This is a genomic window from Streptacidiphilus sp. P02-A3a (assembly GCF_014084105.1).
In the GTDB taxonomy this organism is placed as follows: domain Bacteria; phylum Actinomycetota; class Actinomycetes; order Streptomycetales; family Streptomycetaceae; genus Streptacidiphilus.
This window is the reverse complement of the sequence record NZ_CP048289.1, coordinates 6,397,070-6,414,116: the sequence shown is the minus strand read 5'-3', so window position 1 is coordinate 6,414,116 and position 17,047 is coordinate 6,397,070. Positions and strand designations below refer to the sequence as shown.

The 17,047-nt window shown below is 72.7% G+C and carries 11 protein-coding genes and 1 pseudogene; 5 read left to right on the top strand and 7 right to left on the bottom strand.

The features are described from left to right. Nucleotide 1: 1 nt before the first annotated feature. A complete protein-coding gene (locus GXP74_RS27325) occupies nt 2-583 on the bottom strand; it encodes a serine hydrolase domain-containing protein (protein WP_225448228.1) in 582 nt (193 codons plus the stop codon). Nucleotides 584-871: 288 nt separating this feature from the next. Between GXP74_RS27325 and GXP74_RS27320 the strand changes: the two genes are divergently transcribed. Beyond that, on the top strand, nt 872-2,842 hold the full coding sequence (locus GXP74_RS27320) for a carbohydrate-binding protein (RefSeq protein WP_225448227.1): 1,971 nt from the start codon (nt 872-874) through the stop codon (nt 2,840-2,842). Between the two features lie 61 nt (nt 2,843-2,903). On the opposite strand, the gene GXP74_RS27315 is transcribed toward GXP74_RS27320, so the two are convergent. From GXP74_RS27315 to GXP74_RS27290, 6 genes are all read right to left on the bottom strand, one after another. Continuing rightward, entirely contained in the window at nt 2,904-3,134 is a 231-nt protein-coding gene (locus tag GXP74_RS27315; protein ID WP_370468464.1) for a cupin domain-containing protein, read from the bottom strand. A gap of 138 nt (nt 3,135-3,272) precedes the next feature. After that, nucleotides 3,273-8,630 (bottom strand): carbohydrate-binding protein, encoded by a 5,358-nt coding sequence (locus GXP74_RS27310; protein WP_182453888.1) that lies wholly within the window; start codon nt 8,628-8,630, stop codon nt 3,273-3,275. Between the two features lie 29 nt (nt 8,631-8,659). Further along, nucleotides 8,660-10,810: an alkaline phosphatase family protein gene (locus GXP74_RS27305; protein WP_182453887.1), complete on the bottom strand. Its 2,151-nt coding sequence runs from the start codon at nt 10,808-10,810 to the stop codon at nt 8,660-8,662. 185 nt (nt 10,811-10,995) lie between these two features. Continuing rightward, on the bottom strand, nt 10,996-11,751 hold the full coding sequence (locus GXP74_RS27300) for a GntR family transcriptional regulator (protein WP_182453886.1): 756 nt from the start codon (nt 11,749-11,751) through the stop codon (nt 10,996-10,998). 91 nt (nt 11,752-11,842) lie between these two features. Continuing rightward, nucleotides 11,843-12,352 carry a universal stress protein gene (locus GXP74_RS27295; protein ID WP_182453885.1) on the bottom strand — a complete coding sequence of 170 codons (510 nt, stop codon included), beginning with the start codon at nt 12,350-12,352 and terminating at the stop codon, nt 11,843-11,845. 2 nt (nt 12,353-12,354) lie between these two features. Next, nucleotides 12,355-13,623, bottom strand: coding sequence for an SLC13 family permease (locus GXP74_RS27290; protein ID WP_370468568.1), 1,269 nt, complete (start codon nt 13,621-13,623; stop codon nt 12,355-12,357). Between the two features lie 134 nt (nt 13,624-13,757). Here GXP74_RS27290 and GXP74_RS27285 point away from each other — a divergent pair. From GXP74_RS27285 to lepB, 4 genes and pseudogenes are all read left to right on the top strand, one after another. After that, nucleotides 13,758-14,408, top strand: a pseudogene (locus GXP74_RS27285) (phosphoribosyltransferase); the annotation flags it as partial. Between the two features lie 186 nt (nt 14,409-14,594). Continuing rightward, a complete protein-coding gene (locus GXP74_RS27280; protein WP_182453883.1) occupies nt 14,595-15,119 on the top strand; it encodes a SigE family RNA polymerase sigma factor in 525 nt (174 codons plus the stop codon). A gap of 27 nt (nt 15,120-15,146) precedes the next feature. Further along, nucleotides 15,147-16,199 carry a hypothetical protein gene (locus GXP74_RS27275; RefSeq protein WP_182453882.1) on the top strand — a complete coding sequence of 351 codons (1,053 nt, stop codon included), beginning with the start codon at nt 15,147-15,149 and terminating at the stop codon, nt 16,197-16,199. Then, nucleotides 16,196-17,029, top strand: coding sequence for a signal peptidase I (gene lepB, locus GXP74_RS27270; protein WP_182453881.1), 834 nt, complete (start codon nt 16,196-16,198; stop codon nt 17,027-17,029). Before GXP74_RS27275 ends, lepB begins: the two co-directional genes overlap by 4 nt. Nucleotides 17,030-17,047: the final 18 nt, after the last annotated feature.

Here is a 17,047-nt window from a genome sequence, read left to right as displayed (position 1 = left end):
GCTACCTCCGGTGCGAGCCGAACTCGTCGGCGGAAACGGGGAGACGGGCAGGTCGGGCCGGAGCCGCGTGGGCGGGGCCGGCCCTTGGCAGACCACCGGTCCATCCTGTCGAGCGCGCCTGTGATTGCGCCATGAATCCGGTTACGAACGGATTTCCAGATCGGACGTCCGGGTCGGGCCGGACCCGCCGCCGGTTGGCGGTGTACTGGGTGAGCAGCCCGGCCCGGCCCCGGCCGCGGACCGGTACGTGCCGGTGCCACAGCTCGTCCGGCAGTCCCGGATGGGTGTCGTGCAGTCCGAGCGGCGCCAGCAGTTCGGCGGTCAGCAGCTCGCCGGGGGGCCTGCCGGTGACCCGGCGGGCCAGTTCACCCAGGACGAAGCCGTAGGCGATCACCTGGTACGCGGGCACCTGACCGGGCGTCCAGCGCGGCCGGGCGCGTCGCCCAGCACGCCGCGGGCCGCCGCCGGCCCGGAGCGGTGCTGGAGCACCTGGCGACAGAGAGCGCTCTCCTTGCCCTGGAGCCCTCCGACCGGCGGTGATGCGCAAGCAACCAGGGCCGCTAATTCCTTGCTGATCAGGCATTCTGACGATGTAACAGTCAAGTCTGCCGGGGTCATCCTGCCGGAAGGATTGACACGTTCGACCGGTCCCTGTAAACCCTCTGTGAGAGCGCTCTCAGGCCACCCCCGGGAGCGCCCTCGTCGCCCCGCATGCGCCACACCCGCCCGGTCGCACGCTGTCCGCTCCACCCCACCCCTCCTCCGCCGACGGCATTCCGTCATGCGGGAATTCAGCCTGCCCGGGAACGGCGCACCGGTCCGAACCGGCTCGGCGACCGGAAGAGATGACCAGGAATCAGAGAGGACGGCAATGAGGGACTTCCTCAATCTGCGGCTGTCCGCGCCCTCGCGCGGCAGACCGGGTCGGTTCCACTCCCGGCCCAGAATCCGGGCGGCGATCGCGGTCGCAGCCCTGTCCATCGTGACCCTGGTGGGCGGGAACAGCGTGGCGTACGCCGCGGCCGACGCCCCCTACGGTGGGACCGCGGCCGCGGTGCCGGGCACGGTGCAGGCGGAGAACTACGACACCGGCGGCCAGGGCGTGGCCTACAGCGTCGGCACCGTCTACGGCACCGCCGACAGCTACCGCTCCGACGGCGTCGACCTGGAGGACACCACCGACACCGGCGGCGGCCTCGACGTCGGCTGGACCGGCGCCGGGCAGTGGTTCCACTACACCGTCAACGCCGCCAGTGCCGGCACCTACGCGGTCAGCCTGCGGCTGGCGGCGCCGACCGCGGTGACCGACGGGCTGCACATCGCCAACGCCGCCGGGACCAACCTGTCCGGCCCGGTGACCGTCCCGGCGACCGGCGGCTACCAGACCTGGACCACGGTCACCGCCAACGTCACCCTGACCGCCGGTGTGCAGACGCTGACGCTGGATCAGGACGCCGCCGGGTGGAACATCAACTACCTCAGCTTCGCCAGTGCCGACGCCGCCTACGGCGGCACCGCGGCCGCGGTGCCGGGCACGGTGCAGGCGGAGAACTACGACACCGGCGGGCAGGGGACGGCCTACAACGTCACCGCCGTCAACGGCTCCGGGAACAGCTACCGCCCGGACGGGGTCGACCTGGAGGCCACCACCGACAGCGGCGGCGGCTACGACCTGGGCTGGACCGGCGCCGGGCAGTGGTTCAAGTACACCGTCAACGTCGCCAGCGCGGGCAGCTACACGGTCGGCCTGCGGGTCGCCGCGCCGGCCGCGGTCACCGACGCGCTGCACATCGGCAACGCCGCCGGGACCAGCCTCAGCGGCAACGTCAACATCCCCGCCACCGGCGGTTACCAGACCTGGACCACGGTCAACGCGACGGTCTCCCTCTCGGCCGGGCAGCAGACGCTGACGGTGTATCAGGACAATCCGGGCTGGAACGTCAACTACCTCGCCTTCGCCCAGTCCGGCGGCGGCGGGGGCACCGGCGGCACCGGGTTCGGAGGCTTCCCGGCGTCGTTCTGGGGCAACACCAGCAGCATTCCGGGCGCGTCCGGCGCCATCGAGTTCGACTTCCTCAACGCGACCAACGGCCAGTACCCCGACAGCGAGGTCTACTGGGACGTCAACGGTGTCGAGGAGTCGATCGCGCAGTCGCCGTACTACACGATGACCTCGTGCAACTCCTGCCGGGTCTACTTCTACCTCGGCTCGCCCAACAGCCAGTACAACGACTTCATCGAGCTGAACTCGAACGGCACCACGATCAACGCCGACACCTCGCGGGTGGACGCCTTCGGGCTGCCGCTGGCCATCCACCTGCACAACTCCGACGGCTCCGACACCGTCGTGGGCGAGGACGACCAGGTGTTCTCCGAGAGCCGGACGGCGCTGTTCCAGCAGTTCGAGAACTCGGTGCCCGCGCAGTTCCAGCAACTCGCCACCGTCAACGCGCCCTACAACATTCCGGCACCGAGTGACGTGGCCGCCTTCCAGCCCGGCGGCGCGGACGCCAACTACATGGTGTCCTACGCCGCTTCGGTCGGAGCCACGGAGACCACGCAACAGGTCTTCGGCTGCTCCGGCGGCGGCAGCCCGGCCCTCAACGGCGACGCGAGCCTGTGCGCGGGGCTCAACCGCTGCGTGGCGCAGTTCTCCACGACCGTGCAGAACACGCCGTCGGACTACTACCAGAACGCGCCGTGCAACTACTACGCCGCGTTCTGGCACTCGGTCGCCGTCAACGGCCTGCAGTACGGCTTCGCCTACGACGACGACAACGGCCAGTCCTCGGACTTCAACACCACTGACGCGCAGTACGTGCAGGTCGCCGTCGGCTTCTGAGCCCGCCACCCGCCCCACCCGCGGTGCCGGTCGAATCCGTCGACCGGCACCGCACCGCTGTTCAGCCGCCGGGCCGGTAGCGGGCGCGGATGTGGAAGCGTTCGCCCTGCGGGCCGAGGATGCTCAGGAACTCCACCGGGTGCTCGTCGGCGTTGCCGAACCAGTGCGGCAGGTGGGTGTCGAACTCGGCCACCTCGCCCTCGGCGAGGACGAAGTCCTCGTCCCCGAGCACCACCCGCATGCGCCCGCTGAGGACGTACAGCCAACCGTGCTCCGGGCCCGACGCCCGCACTGACCCGGCGAACGGCCTCGCGGTCGAACGGCCTCGCGGTCGAACGGCCTCCGGGTCCGGCCGGAAACGGCGTTCGGCCGGACCCCCCGAGGGGCCCGGCCGAACGCGTTCCGGCTGAGTGGCCAGCCGGCCGGATGACTAGCCGATCTTCTTCCAGCCCCCGTTCGCGCTGCCCGGGGCCTGGTCGCGGGTGTACCACCCGGCCTGGTACCTGCCGCCCTGGTAGGTGACCTGGTCACCGGCGGTGTAGACGGTGGTCGGCGTCCACGGCGCGATGCCGTTCGGCCCGGCCGGGGCCTGCTCCTCCCACGGGCCGGTGACCGAGCCGGGGACGTCGCCCCGGGTGTACCAACCGGCCTTGAAGGTGCTGCCGTTGTAGACCGCGAGGTCACCGGAGTTGAAGGTGCGCGAGGCGGTCCACACGGCCGTCCCGCTCTCCGTCATCACGATCTCCTGCCAGGGGCCCTGCGGGTCGCCCGGCTGCTGGTTCTGCGTGTACCAGGAGGCCGTGTACAGGTTGCCCTGGTAGGCGACCCGGTCGCCGGTGCGGTAGGCGGTCGCGGCGGTCCAGGCGGCGGGCAGGCCGACGGTCACGGTCAGCGTCTGGATCTGCGGGGTGAGCAGGTCGCTGCCGGAGTAGGAGGCGAGGATGACGTGGTTCCCGGCGGCCAGGCCGACCGGCAGGGTGAACGTCGCCGTGCCGTTGGCCAGGGCGGCGGTGCCGCGCGGGGTGCTGCCCTCGGTCAGGGTGACGCTCCCGGTGGCGGGTAGCCCGGGCGAGCTGACGGTGACGGTCGCGGTGGTGGCCGTCCCGTACTGGCCGGCCGGGGTGGACGCGGTGATCGTCGGGTTGACCGGCGTGATCGCGGGGATCACCAGCTGGTGCGTGGTCTCGACGTTGCCCGCGGTGTCGGTCGAGTAGTAGGAGACGGTCTGGGCGGAGGACTGCGGAGTCACCGTGAACGGCCCGGTGTAGGCCGTCCAGGCGCCGCCGCCGATCTGGTACTGGGTCTGGGCCGCGCCGGAGGCGGCGTCGGTGGCGTTCAGGGCCACCGTGACCGGGGTGATGATGGTCGCGCCCGGGGTGGCGGTCGCGGTGGTGCTGGGCGCGGTGCGGTCGACCTGGACCGGCAGCGAGACCGGGGTGGAGACGGCGCCGACGCCGTCGGTGGCCCGGAACTGGTACGTCCAGGAGCCGTCCGGCACCGTCAGCGGCCCGGTGTAGGGCGTCCAGGTGTCACCGTCGGTGCTGTACTCGACGGTCGGCGTGGTGCCGGTGTCGTCGGTCGCGGTGACCGAGACGGTCGGGGCGGAGACGTACCAGCCGTGCTGCCCGTCGGGCGCGCCGGGGGTGACCGCCGGGGTGACCACCGGCGGCTGGTCCGGCGTCGTGATCACGACGGTGGCCTGGGCGGTCGCGGTGAAGCCGTAGTCGTCGGTGCCGGTCACCGTGACCGGGTAGCTGCCGCTGACGGCCGGGTCGACCTGGGAGAGGTCGGCGTTGACCGTGCCGTCGACGTTGAGGCCGCCGCCCAGGCCGTCGAGCACGGCCGCCTGGCTCAGGCCGGTACCGGCCAGGGAGACCGAGCTGTTGGCCAGGCTGAGCGTGACCACCGGCACCACCCGGACGGTCACCGCCACCGGGTCGGAGACGAAGCCGTTCTCGGTCGCGGTCACCAGCACCGTGTAGGAGCCGGGCGTGGTGTAGTCGACCTTGCTGCCGTCGACGGCGACGGTGGCGTCGGCGGGCGCGGTGCTGACGCCGATGGCACCGGCCAGGGCGCTGCCGCTGGGCGCCTGGCCGACCTGGTAGACCAGCGAGGCGTCGGCGACGCTCACGGTCGGGGCCGGGATCGAGGCCAGCGGGGTGCCCAGGGTGAACGTGGTCACCACGGCGGCGTGGTTGCTGGTCCAGGCGTTGGAGTTGACGTTGGTCGCCGACGGCCAGCCGGCGACCAGGGTGTTGGAACCGACCTCGGTCAGCCCGGTACCGGCGTAGTCGACGTAGTCGATCCGGTCCTGCGGCTCGGCCGCGCCGGTGGCCGGGTTGGTCGGCTCGATCGGCGACCAGGTGTTGCCGGGGACGGCCACCGGGTCGGGGTTGGCCGCGCGGAAGGAGTCCAGCAGGCCGGTGCCGGTGATCGCGTCCGGGACCGGCCAGTCGACCGCGCCGATGTTGCAGTGCGCGGCGGCGGTGGCCGCGGTCCAGTCACTGGCGGAGGGGGAGGCGAGGTCGCCGAGGAACACCACCGGAGTGCTGTTCGCCGCCGCGACGTCGGGCTTGACCTCGGCGGCCACGGCCTGGGCCTGGGCGTAGCGGTTGCTCGCCTGCTCGGCGGCGACGATCGCGGCGGGCGTGGTCCCGGACTGGGCGCAGGCCTGCTCCGGACCGTAGCCGGTCCGGTCGAGCGCGGCGTCCCAGATCCGGACGTCCTGGCCGTCGACGTTCACGGTCACCCCGACGGCGGGGGTGGCGGCGGTCGCGGCGACCACCCCGGTCGTGGAGATCGGCCAGGCCGAGACGATGCCGAGGCCGTCGGCGCCCTCGTAGTCGTACCAGCCGAGGGCCTGGGCGAGCTGCCCGGCGACGGTGCCGCCGTCCTGCTGGACGGCGATCACGTCGAGGCCGTTGCTGCCGATGACGGTGAGGTCCTTCAGCAGCGAGTTGTCCACGTGGGTGCCCGCGTCCCACAGGTTCCAGGTCGCGGTGGCCAGCTGCGGGGCGTCGTTCGCGGCGATGACCGGGATCTCGACGGTGATCTGCGAGGTCGTCGTGCCGTCGGTGGCCTGCACGGTGATGGTGCCGGGGTGCTGCGGCGCGGTGCCCGGCGCGGTACCGGTCACCTGGCCGCCGCTGTTGACGCTGAGCCAGGGGTCACCGGCGGTCTTGGTGTACGAGGTGACCGTGCCGCCGTTCCACAGACCGGCCACGGACTGCGAGACGGCCGCGTTCACCCGCACCTGCGGGGCGTGGAAGGCGCTGGTGACGAAGCCCGGGGCGACGGTGTTGACGGGGGGAGCAACGTCCACCGTGGACTCGTTCGGCAGCGCGGTGGCGGCCGGCTTGGTGGCGTTGTAGTCGTTGGCGACCTGGGCGGCCGAGAGCGGCTGGTCGTAGAAGTCGAAGTCGGCGACCAGGGCGTCGACGGAGGCGCTGTAGACGCCGGTGCCGTCCTGGCCGATGTTGAACGGCATACCGGAGTTGAAGTTGGTGGCCGAGGTGATCTGACCGGCGCTGGACGTGCCGGCCAGGGCTCCGTCGACGTAGTAGCTCAGGGTCTGCGTGCCGCGGTTGACCACCACCGTCAGGTAGTGCCAGGTGCCCTGGAGCGCGGTCGGGTTCACCGCGGAGTACTGCCGGGTGGTGCCGCTCGGCTGGCCCCAGCAGCTCTGCGTGGTGGTCGTCCCGGAGACGTCGTACAGCGACAGGCCCGGGTTGAGGCAGGCGGCGAAGTTCTGGTTGCTGACCAGCGGGCCGTCGATGGTCTCGCCGTACTCGCCCCACCAGGTGGAGAAGGAGAAGCTGCCGGAGCCGTCGGTCTGGCCCGCCACACTGGGCAGTTGGATGAAGTTGCTGCCGCCGCTGACGTGGGCGGCGAGGCCCGCGAAGCCCTTGGCGTAGGTGGCGGTGCCCTTCCAGACGGCGTTGTTGCCCTGCCCGGAGCTGTCGCTGACCACGCCGTTCTTGTCGGCGGCGAAGTCGTAGGAGGCGATCGGCGCGACGGTGTCGCCGACGGCGCGGTAGCGGCCCCAGACGGCGTACAGGGTGACCGTGGCGTTGGCGTTCGCGGTGAGGTTGCCGACGCTCTGGCCGTCGGTGTACGCGGCGGTCCCGGTCGCGCTGGTCGCCCAGCCGAGGAAGCCGTAGCCGGGGCGGGTGAAGCCGTTCGCGGTCAGCGCGGCGGCCTGGCCGTAGCCGAACTGCTCGGACGCGGTCGCCCCGGCGGTGGCGCCGTTGCCGTTGAAGGCGACGGTGTAGGGGTTGCCCGAGGAGACCGCCTTCAGTACGACGTTCTGCGCGGGCATGGTGAAGCTGCCGTCGGCGGCGACCGTGAGCCCGCTGGGGGAGACCACCTGCCAGGTCGAGGAGTAGCCGGTGGCCGGGGTGGCGGTCAGCGTGACCGTCCGGCCGGGGAGCACCCAGCCCAGCGACGCGTCGGCGGTGGAGCTGACCGTGACGTCGCTGTCGCCGCTCTCGGTCACCCGGTAGCTGCCCGCGGAGGCCCACTGGGCGTACAGGGTGACGTTGCCGTTGGCACTGGCGGTGAGGTTCTTGACACTCGCCTGGTCGGCGTAGGCGGGCGCGCCGTTCGGGGTGGTGCTCCAGCCGACGAACTGCTTGCCGCTGTCGGTGAAGCCGTTCGCGGTGAGCGTGGCGGCCTGGTCGTAGGTCAGCGTCTGCGGACCGGTGGTCCCGCCGTCCGCGCCGTTGCCGTTGAAGGTGACGGTGTAGGTGTTCGGCACGAACGTGGCCTCGACGGTGGCCGGGCTGCCGGGCGCGGTGAAGGTGCCGCTGCCGCTGACCGCGGGCATCGAGGAGGACACCGGGACCCACGCGCTGAACGAGTAGCCGGGGTTGGGCGTCGCGGTCAGCGTGTCGCTCACGCCGGCGGCCGGGGCGAGCACGGACGCGGTGCCGGTGCCGTGGCCGTCGTTGGTGACGGTGACCGGGAAGTGCGTGGCCGGGTTGGTGGCCGCGTAGTCGGCCGAGATCTGGGTGGCGCTGATGGCCTGGTTGTAGAAGTTGAAGTCGTCCACCAGGGCGTCGTCGGTGGCGCTGTACACGCCGGTGCCGTCCTGGCCGATCCGGATCGGGCTGCCGGAGTCGAAGTTCGCGGCGGTGGTGCCGGATATGGTCGAGGTGGACGAGGAGAGCACGCCGTCCACGTAGTAGTTGTACGTGTGCGCGCCGCTGTCCTCCACCACCGCGAGGTAGTGCCAGCCGCTCCGCACCGAGGCGGTGTTGGTGCTGCTGTAGGTCTTGGTGCCGTTGACGGCGAAGCAGGAGCGCTGCTGGTAGGTGCCGCTGAGGTGGTAGAAGGTGAAGCCGGTGTTGGCGCAGGAGGCGAAGTCCTGGTTGGCGACGAACGGCGCGTCGGCGGTCTCGGTGTTGTCGTACCACCAGGTCTCGAAGGAGAAGCTGCCGGAGCCGTCGGTCTGCCCGGCGACCTTCGGCAGGCTCACGAAGTTCTTTCCGGCGCTGATGTGCGCGGCCTTGCCGGAGACGCCGGCGGCGTAGCTCGGGGTGCCGGTCCAGGTGCCGTTGTTGCCGTGGCCGGAACTGTCGACCACGGTGGTGCCGGAGTCGCTGTCGAAGGTGTACGCGGCCACCGGCAGGGCCGAGTCACGTGAGTCGTAGGTCGGGTCGGCCGAGGCCGTCGGGGCCAGCAGCGCGGACAGGCCCGCCGCCAGCATCGCGGCGCAGGCCCCGGCGGCGGTCAGCCGCCGTAGCCGGGGGTGTGGTGGATGGAGGGGATTGCGCGGCCGAACGGCCATGGAGCGCTCCAGGGGGAGGGAGGGGTCGGTCAGTTGGTGGTCTGGGCGATGCGACCGGCGTAGCGGTGGGTCCAGCCGGTACCGGTGTCGGTGGTCATCACCACGTCGTAGTAGCCGTCCGCGGTGGGCCAGTTGACCTGCTTGGACTGGCCGGGCGCGACCCAGAAGTCCTGCACGCCGCCGACGTGGTCGTTGGCGGTCAGCGTGTAGTGGACCTGCTGTAGGCCGTCGTTGTGCAGGGTGATCGCCACGGTCGGGTTGCTGCCCGGGGTGAGCGCCACGTCGACCCGGGGCACCCCGGCGTTGTTCTGCCCGGCCGGGAGCACGGTTCCGGCGTGCGAGCGGACGAAGCCGTCCGGGCCGTAGATCGAGAAGGCGTACCGGCCCTGGAGCGCCGAGGCGTCCCAGCTGTAGCTGCGCGGCGCGGCGGCGGTCACCGTGAACGGGGTGTTGCTGAACGCCTTGTACTGGTCGGGGAACACCTGGAGGCTCACCGCCTTGCCCGCGGCGCCGCCGACCAGGCTCATGTTCGCGGTGACCAGGCCGGTGGCGCGGTTCTCGGTGAAGGTGCTCTGCGCGTGGAAGGACAGCGGACGCGGGCGCAGCGGCGGGTAGTCGGTCCACTGGTCGTCGGTGGTCAGCTGGGTGGCGATGGTGCCCCCGGCCCGGGCGATCGCGACCAGCGCCGCGGTGTCCGGCAGCGAGGGGACGCCGAGGACCGGGCGGGTGAAGTCGATCGCGCTGGTCAGGTTGCCGCTGATGGAGCGGCGCCAGGGGGTGATCGTGGTGCTCGGGGCCGGGGTGCCCATGGCGGCGGTCCACACCTCCAGGAACTGGATGACCGAGGTGTGGTCGAAGACCTCGGAGTTGACCCAGCCGCCCCGGGTCCACGGCGAGACCAGGGTCATCGGCACCCGGGCGCCGTAGCCGAGCGGGGTGCTGCCGGAGAACTCGCTGGCGGTGCCGGGCTCCGGGACCGGCGGCAGCACGTGGTCGAAGTAGCCGTCGTTCTCGTCGAAGTTCAGCACCAGCAGCGTGTGGTTCCACACGTCGGGGTTGCTCTGCAGGGCCTGGATCACCCGGTTGGTGTAGTGGGCGCCGTGCTCCGGGTCGGCCGAGGGGTGCTCGGACCACTCGTACGGCGAGACGATCCAGGAGACCTGCGGCAGCGGGTACTGCGCGCCGGGGGCGCAGGCCGCGATGAAGTCGGCCAGGACGCCGTTGAGGTTGGTGTCGCTGTCGTTGTTGGGCAGGCCGTCGGGGGCGTACGGGAAGGAGTTGGCGCGCCAGACCAGGCCGGTGCCGGGGGCGGTCTTGGTGGTGTCGGCCAGGTTCGCGGCGCTCGGGGTGAAGGTGGCGAAGCCGCGGATCGGGTTGTCCTCGTAGTCGCCGACCCAGCCGTCGCCGTTGTTGTTGTCGACGTAGACGCGCCAGGAGACCCCGGCCGCCTGGAGCGCCTCCGGGTAGGTCTGCCAGGCCCGGTTGCCCGAGGTCTCACCGCCGTTGCCGGTGACGCCGTCGGAGGTGCCGGTCCACAGGTAGAGCCGGTTGGGCGTGGTCGGGCCCATGATCGAGCAGTGGTAGTTGTCGCACAGGGTGTAGTTGCTGGCCAGCGACCACTGCCAGGGGATCTCCTCACCGGTGAGGTAGTTCATGGTCGCGCTGCCCTTGGCGGGCACCCAGTTGTTGTACTTGCCGCCGTTCCAGGCGGCGGTGCCGGTGGCGTAGCCGTGGTCGAGCCCGGTGGTGGACTGGGCGACGGTGGTCACGTGGTTCGGCTTGACCACGGTCGAGCCGTTGGGCTGGGAGAAGACGGTGGTGCCGTTCTGGAAGCGCAGCGCCTGCTTGTCGTTGAAGCCGCGGACCCCGGGCATCGCGCCGTAGTAGTGGTCGAAGGCGCGGTTCTCCTGCATCAGGATCACCACGTGCTTGAGGTCGGCCATGGTGCCGGTGAAGCCCTCGGGCAGCACGTAGGCCGTCGACTTCCCCGGCGTTCCGGCCGCCGCGCCGCCGGTGGCCGCCCAGGCGGCGCCGCTGCCGGCGAGCGCGGTCGCGCCGCCGAACAGGCCCATGGCCTTGAGCATGCCGCGCCGGGAGAGCCCGGACCGCAGGATCGCCTGCGGGACCTGGATCCCGGGCTGCGCGCTGTCGGATCGGGAGGGCTCGGGGTCGGTGGTCATCGGACGCTCCTGATGTGTGTGAACTGTGAAGGCACTACAGTTCGGATCAAAAGCGCTGCGGGTGAATCAACCGTGAACGCGGCCCGACACCCCGACGATTCCGGGTCCGGGAGTGGCGATTCGATCGCCGACTGCGCGCAGTGGGCCGGATCCGGGCGGGCCGCGGGCCCCGGCGGCGGCTCGGTTCAGTCGCCCGGCGACAGCAGCGTCCGGGCGACGTCCCGGGCCCGGACGTCGAAGGCCACCACGTCCGACAGGTAGCGGTCGACCGCGACCTCGACCATCCGTCCGCCGTGGGTCGCGGTGGTGCGGCTGACCTGGAGCAGCGGGCTGGACCTGCGCAGCCCGAGCAGCCGGGCGTCGTCGCTGGAGGCGGCCACCGCCTCGATCCGGTGGTCGCCGAGGACGGCGTGGACACCGGCGGAGTGCAGCGCGCCGAAGACCGAGGGCACGTCGTCCGGCAGCGCGTCGATCACCGGGAGCACCCACGGGGCCCAGGTCGACCGTTCGACCATGACGGCCCGCCCGTCCAGGGTGCGCACCCGGACGAAGCGCGGTACCTGCTCGCCCAGCCCGATGCCGAGCAGCCGGGCCTCGCGCGCGGTGGCGCCGCCGTGCTCGCGGCGCACGATCAGCCCGCTGAACCCGCGCCCCTGCGCCGCGGCCCACCGCGAGAACGAGCGCATCTCGCCCACCGTCTGCGCCTGGCGCCCGGCCTGGACCAGCCAGCCGGAGTTGGGCCGCGACACCAGCAGGCCGCGCCGGGCCAGCGACGCCAGCGCGGTCCTGACCCGGGCCCGGGTGGTGGCGTACTCCTGCGCGAGCGCCTGCTCGCTGGGCAGCCTGCGGCCGACCGGATACACCCCGTCGACGATCCGCCGCTCGATGTCGGCCGCGATCGCCGGGTGCTCCTTCGCCGAGGCCGGACCGGTGGATGTCACGGGGGCACGTCCTGCTCGAAGGTAGCGCTGGCGTCGGGCACAGTGGAGGCTATCAGGTCAACCTTGCAGGTCAACGCGGGCGTCCGGCGGATCAGGGCCGGTCCGGGGGCGGCGGACCGGGCGGCGCGGGCGGGAGCGACTCGATGCCAGGGGCCGGTTCCGGCCACACCAGCAGCACCGGGCACGGCGCGTGGTCGACCACGAACCGGGTGGCCGGGCCCAGGCTGTGCGGGCCCAGCCGCCGCCGGTCGCCGTCGCGCGCGCAGACCAGCAGCTCGGCGTCCTCGGCGGCGTGGACGACCTCGCGTTCGACCCGGCCGTGGCGGTGGCTGCGGACCACCCGGTCCCGGTCGAGCCGGTCGGTGGCGGCCGCGAGCAGCTCGGTGGCGGCGTCGTCGGCGAGGGCCCGTACCTGGTCGCCGGGGTCGCGCCCGGCTCGGCCGCGGCCGAGCAGCCCGGCGAAGGCGCCGTGGGCGGTCGCCGCGACGTCGTCGCCGGTGACGTGGAGCAGGGTGATCCCGGTGTCGGCGGGGGCGTGTCGGCGGGCGGCGTCGACGGCGGCCTGCCAGGTCCCCTCGGTGATCCACACCAGTACGGTCACGTTCAGCCTCCGATCGCCCGCAGCATCGCCCAGACTGCCACAGTGGCCGCCAGCAGGGTGGCGGGCACCGTGAGCGCGCCGAGGCGGGTGAAGTCGCCCAGGTCGGAGTCGGTGTCGTGGTCGCGCAGGATGCGCCGCCAGAGCAGGGTGGCCAGCGAACCGACGTAGCTGAGGTTGGGTCCCAGGTTCACCCCGACCAGCGCCGCCAGCACCGCGCCGGGACCGCCGGCGGCGACGATCGGCAGCAGCGCCAGGATCGCGGGCAGGTTGTTGATCACGTTCGCCAGCAGCGCCGCGACGCCCGCGACCGCCAGCATCGCGGGCAGGCTGTCGCCGTGCGGCAGCAGCCGACCGGCGGCGCTGTCCAGGCCGTTGTCGACCACCGCCTTGACCACGATCCCCAGCGCCAGCACGAACAGGCAGAACAGCGGACTGGTCATCCCGAGCAGGCCGGGCACGGTGGCCTTCCGGCGGCCCAGCGCCCGCCCGCCCAGGACCAGCGCCCCGGCCAGCGCGGCCCAGGCCGGGTTGACCGAGACGAAGGAGGTCACCGCGAACCCGGCCAGCGTCAGGCCGAGCACCACCAGCGTGAACACCGGCGTCTCCGGCCGCGCGGACGACCGGGCCGGGCGCGGCGGGGCGGCCAGGTCGGCCCGGAAGAAGCGGCGGAACACCAGGTACTCGATGCCGATGACGAGCAGCCAGGCCGGGGCCATCAGCGCCGCGAAGCGGGTGAAGGACAGACCGCTGGCGGTGAACGCCAGCAGGTTGGTCAGGTTGGAGACCGGCAGCAGCAGCGAGGCGGAGTTCGCCAGGTGCGCGGTGGCGTACACGTGCGGGCGGGGCCTGGCCCCGGCCCGGGCCGCCGTCGCGAAGACCACCGGCGTCAGCAGCACCACCGTCGCGTCCAGGCTCAGTACCGCCGTGGTCAGCGACGCGACCACGAACACCCCGGCCAGCAGCCGCACCGAACTGCCCCGGCACATCCGGGCCACCACGTCCCCGGCCGCCGTGAACAGGCCCTCGTCCGCGCACAGCTGCGACAGCACCAGCACCGCCGCCAGGAAGCCCACCACCGGCAGCAGGCTCCGCGTCTGCGCCCACGCCTGGGCCGGGGAGACGGCCCCGACCGCCACCAGCAGCGCCGCCGCCGGGACCGCCGCCGCGGCCTCGGGCCAGCCCCGGGGACGGGCCACGGCGAACGCCAGCACTCCCAGCAGCAGGGCGACGGACAGCAGTTCGGCGACAGCGGTGTTCAGGGAGGGCTCCAGGTCGGACCACGGACAGGCAGGGACACCCCACCGTATCCGCCCGGCCCCGCCGCGTCCGGCCACGGCGGGCGTAGGCTGGCACTGACCTGCGGTTTTCCGCCCTGCCACGGGGCCAGGACTGAGGAGGTCCGGCCGTGGACTTCGTTGATCGGGCCGATGCCGGACGCCGACTGGCCGCCGGGCTGGAGCGGCTGCGGGGCCCGGACGTGGTGGTGCTTGGCCTGCCGCGCGGCGGGGTACCGGTGGCGGCCGAGGTCGCCGCCGCGCTGGGCGCGCCACTGGACGTGATCGTGGTGCGCAAGCTCGGGGTGCCGTTCCAGCCGGAGCTGGGCATGGGCGCCATCGGCGAGGGCGGGGTGCGGGTGGTCAACGAGGCGGTGCTGACCGCGACCGGGACCTCCGCCGCCGAACTGGCCTCGGTGGAGCGGCGGGAGCGGGTGGAGCTGGAGCGGCGGGCCGACCGCTACCGCGGCGGGCGCGCCCGGGTCGGGCTCACCGGCCGGACGGCGCTGGTGGTCGACGACGGCGTGGCCACCGGCTCCACCGCCCGCGCCGCCTGCCTGATCGCCCGGGCGCAGGGCGCGGCCCGGGTGGTGCTCGCGGTGCCGGTGGCGCCGGTGGACTGGCGGACCCGGCTGGCCGGGGTCGCCGACGAACTGGTCTGCCCGGACACCCCGGCCGACTTCTTCGGGATCGGGCAGTTCTACCAGGACTTCACCCAGTCCACCGACGAGCAGGTGGTCGACTGCCTGGACCGGGCGGCGGCGCGGACGCGGGCGGACAGCGGGCACCTGCCCCGCTCCGGCTGACCTGCTTCCGGCGACCTGCTTCCGGCTGCCCTGCTTCCGGCTGCCCTGCTTCCGGCGACCGCGACCGGCCGCCGCGAACCAATCCGGCGACCCGTGCAACCCTTTGCGCGGCCGACGCTGTCTTGCGGTTGTCCGAATCCACTTCCGTAAGGGGGCCCCTGCATGGCGACGCTGCGGCGGGACGCCGAGTTCACCGCGTACGTGCAGGCCAGGACGGGCTGGCTGCGCCGCATCGGCTATCTGCTCTGCCACGACTGGCACCGCGCCGACGACCTGACCCAGGCTGCCTTCCTCCGGCTCTACGTCAACTGGGGCCAGGCCCGGCGCGCCGACAACCTGGACGCGTACGCCCGCCGGGTGCTGGTCAACGTCTTCCTCAACGAGCAGAAGAGCTCCTGGTGGCGGCGCACCTCGCACCACCACGTCGACGTCGACGCGGTCACCGGTTCCCGGACCGACGAGGTGGACGGCACGCTCGACCTGCTCTCCGCGCTCGCCCGGATACCGCCGAAGCAGCGCGCGGCCCTGGTGCTGCGCCACTACTGCGACCTCTCGGTCGCCGAGACCGCCGCGCTGCTCGACTGCTCGGAGGGGACCGTCAAGAGCCAGAGCGCCCGCGGCCTGGACGCCCTGCGGGCGGTCCTGGCCGAGATCCAACCCGCGTCCAGCGAATCCGCGTCGCGGTGAAGCGCCGCAGCGAAGGAGAGACCGATCATGATCAGTGACAGTGAAGCCCTCAGCCGCGGCCTCGACGCGGTCTTCGACGCCCCCATCCCGGCCAGCACCGTCGACCTGGAGCGCCTGCTCGGCGACGGCCGCCGACTGGTCCGCCGGCGGTTGCGGCGCCGGGTCGCCGGGGCGGTCAGCGGACTGGCCGCGGTCGCCCTGGTGGTGGTCTTCCTGCCGACGGCCGGAGCCACCACCACCCTCCCGGCCGCGCCCGCGCAGTCGCCCGCCGCCCCCGTCACCGGCGCGGCCCCGGGCCGCGACCCGCTGACCCAGAGCGCCGCCTTCGGCTGGCTGCCGCCGCAGGACACGGTGGTCTCCTACGAGCACAACGGCGTCGAGTCGGACCACTCGTACGGGGAGAACGACGAGGCCCACGGTCCGCGCTTCGCCGACATGGTCAACCTCTACGTGGAGCAGAAGCCGGGCGTGGAGCTGAACGCGGACACCGCCTCGATGACCCGGATCGACCCGGTCAACGGGCACCGGGCGTACGCGCGGACCAGCACCCACGCCAGTGCCTCGGGCACGCCGGAGCTGGGCGTCGACGTCGTGCTCCAGTCGCCGTCAGGCCAGTGGATCCAGGTCAGCACCGGCGGCCTGGCGGAGCCGGTCGCGGTCAGGATCGCCAGGAGCCTGGTCTTCACCCCGGCGCAGCGGCCGCTGCCGATCCGGCTGAGCGGCCCGCTGGCCGCCTCCGCGGCCTCGGCCGCGGCCGAACTGAGCCTGCGCCAGGGCGCGTTGGCGGACGCCCAGGTGGACGTCGCGGTGAGCCGGGGGGTGATCGCGCAGATCTCGGTGCTGCCCGGCGGCGGCCCGACCCAGCACGGCCCGGTGACCGCCAGCGAGAACCTGGACGGTCTGCACATCTCACTGACGCTCAATCAGAACGGGGACCAGGGCGCCGACTTCGCCGGTGTCCCGGCGGACTCCCCGGCCAGCCCGCTGGGCAGCGCGACCGCGTACCTGAGGTACGTCTCCGCGCTCGGCACCGACCAGGCCGACTGGACGACCGACGTGTTCCCGGCGGTCGGCCGATGACCGAGCCCGCGCCCGAGCCCGCGCCCGTGCCCGCACCCGTGCCCGTGCCCACGCCCGTGCCTGGCAAGCAGCGTCCGTTCTGGAAGGAGGTGCCGCTGCTGGTGGTGGCGGCGATCGTGATGGCGGTGATCATCAAGACCTTCTTCGTCCAGGCCTTCTCCATTCCCTCGCAGTCCATGCAGAACACGTTGCAGCCGGGTGACCGGGTGCTGGTGGACAAGCTGAGCCCGTGGTTCGGGGCCACCCCGCAGCGCGGCCAGGTGATCGTGTTCAAGGACCCGGGCGGCTGGCTGTCCGGCGAGGACCTGCCCGCCCCGTCCACCAACCCGGTGACCCGGGACTTCCAGTCGGTGCTGAGCACGATCGGGCTGATGCCCTCCGCCAACGACCAGGACCTGATCAAGCGGGTGATCGCGGTCGGCGGCGACACCGTCCTCTGCAAGGCCGGAGCCCCGGTCTCGGTCGACGGCGCCACCCTGAGCGAGCCCTACATCTACCCTGGGAACACCCCCTGCGACCTGTACCCGGCCGGTACCGTGACCGTGCCCAAGGGCGATCTGTGGGTGATGGGCGACCACCGCGACGACTCCGCCGACTCCCGCGACCAACGCGCGCACAACAACGGCGGCGGTTTCGTGCCGCTGAAGGACGTGGTCGGCCGGGCGTTCGTGGTGGCCTGGCCGATCAGCCACTGGTCGGCGCTGTCGGTGCCGTCGACCTTCCACCAGAGCGGGCTCTCCTCGGCCGCGCTGCCCGCCGTGGCGGACGGCGCCGCACTGGTGCTGCCGGTCTCGCTCTGGTACCTCAGGCGCCGCCGCGACCGCCGCTGACCCAGCCGGGGCAGGGCC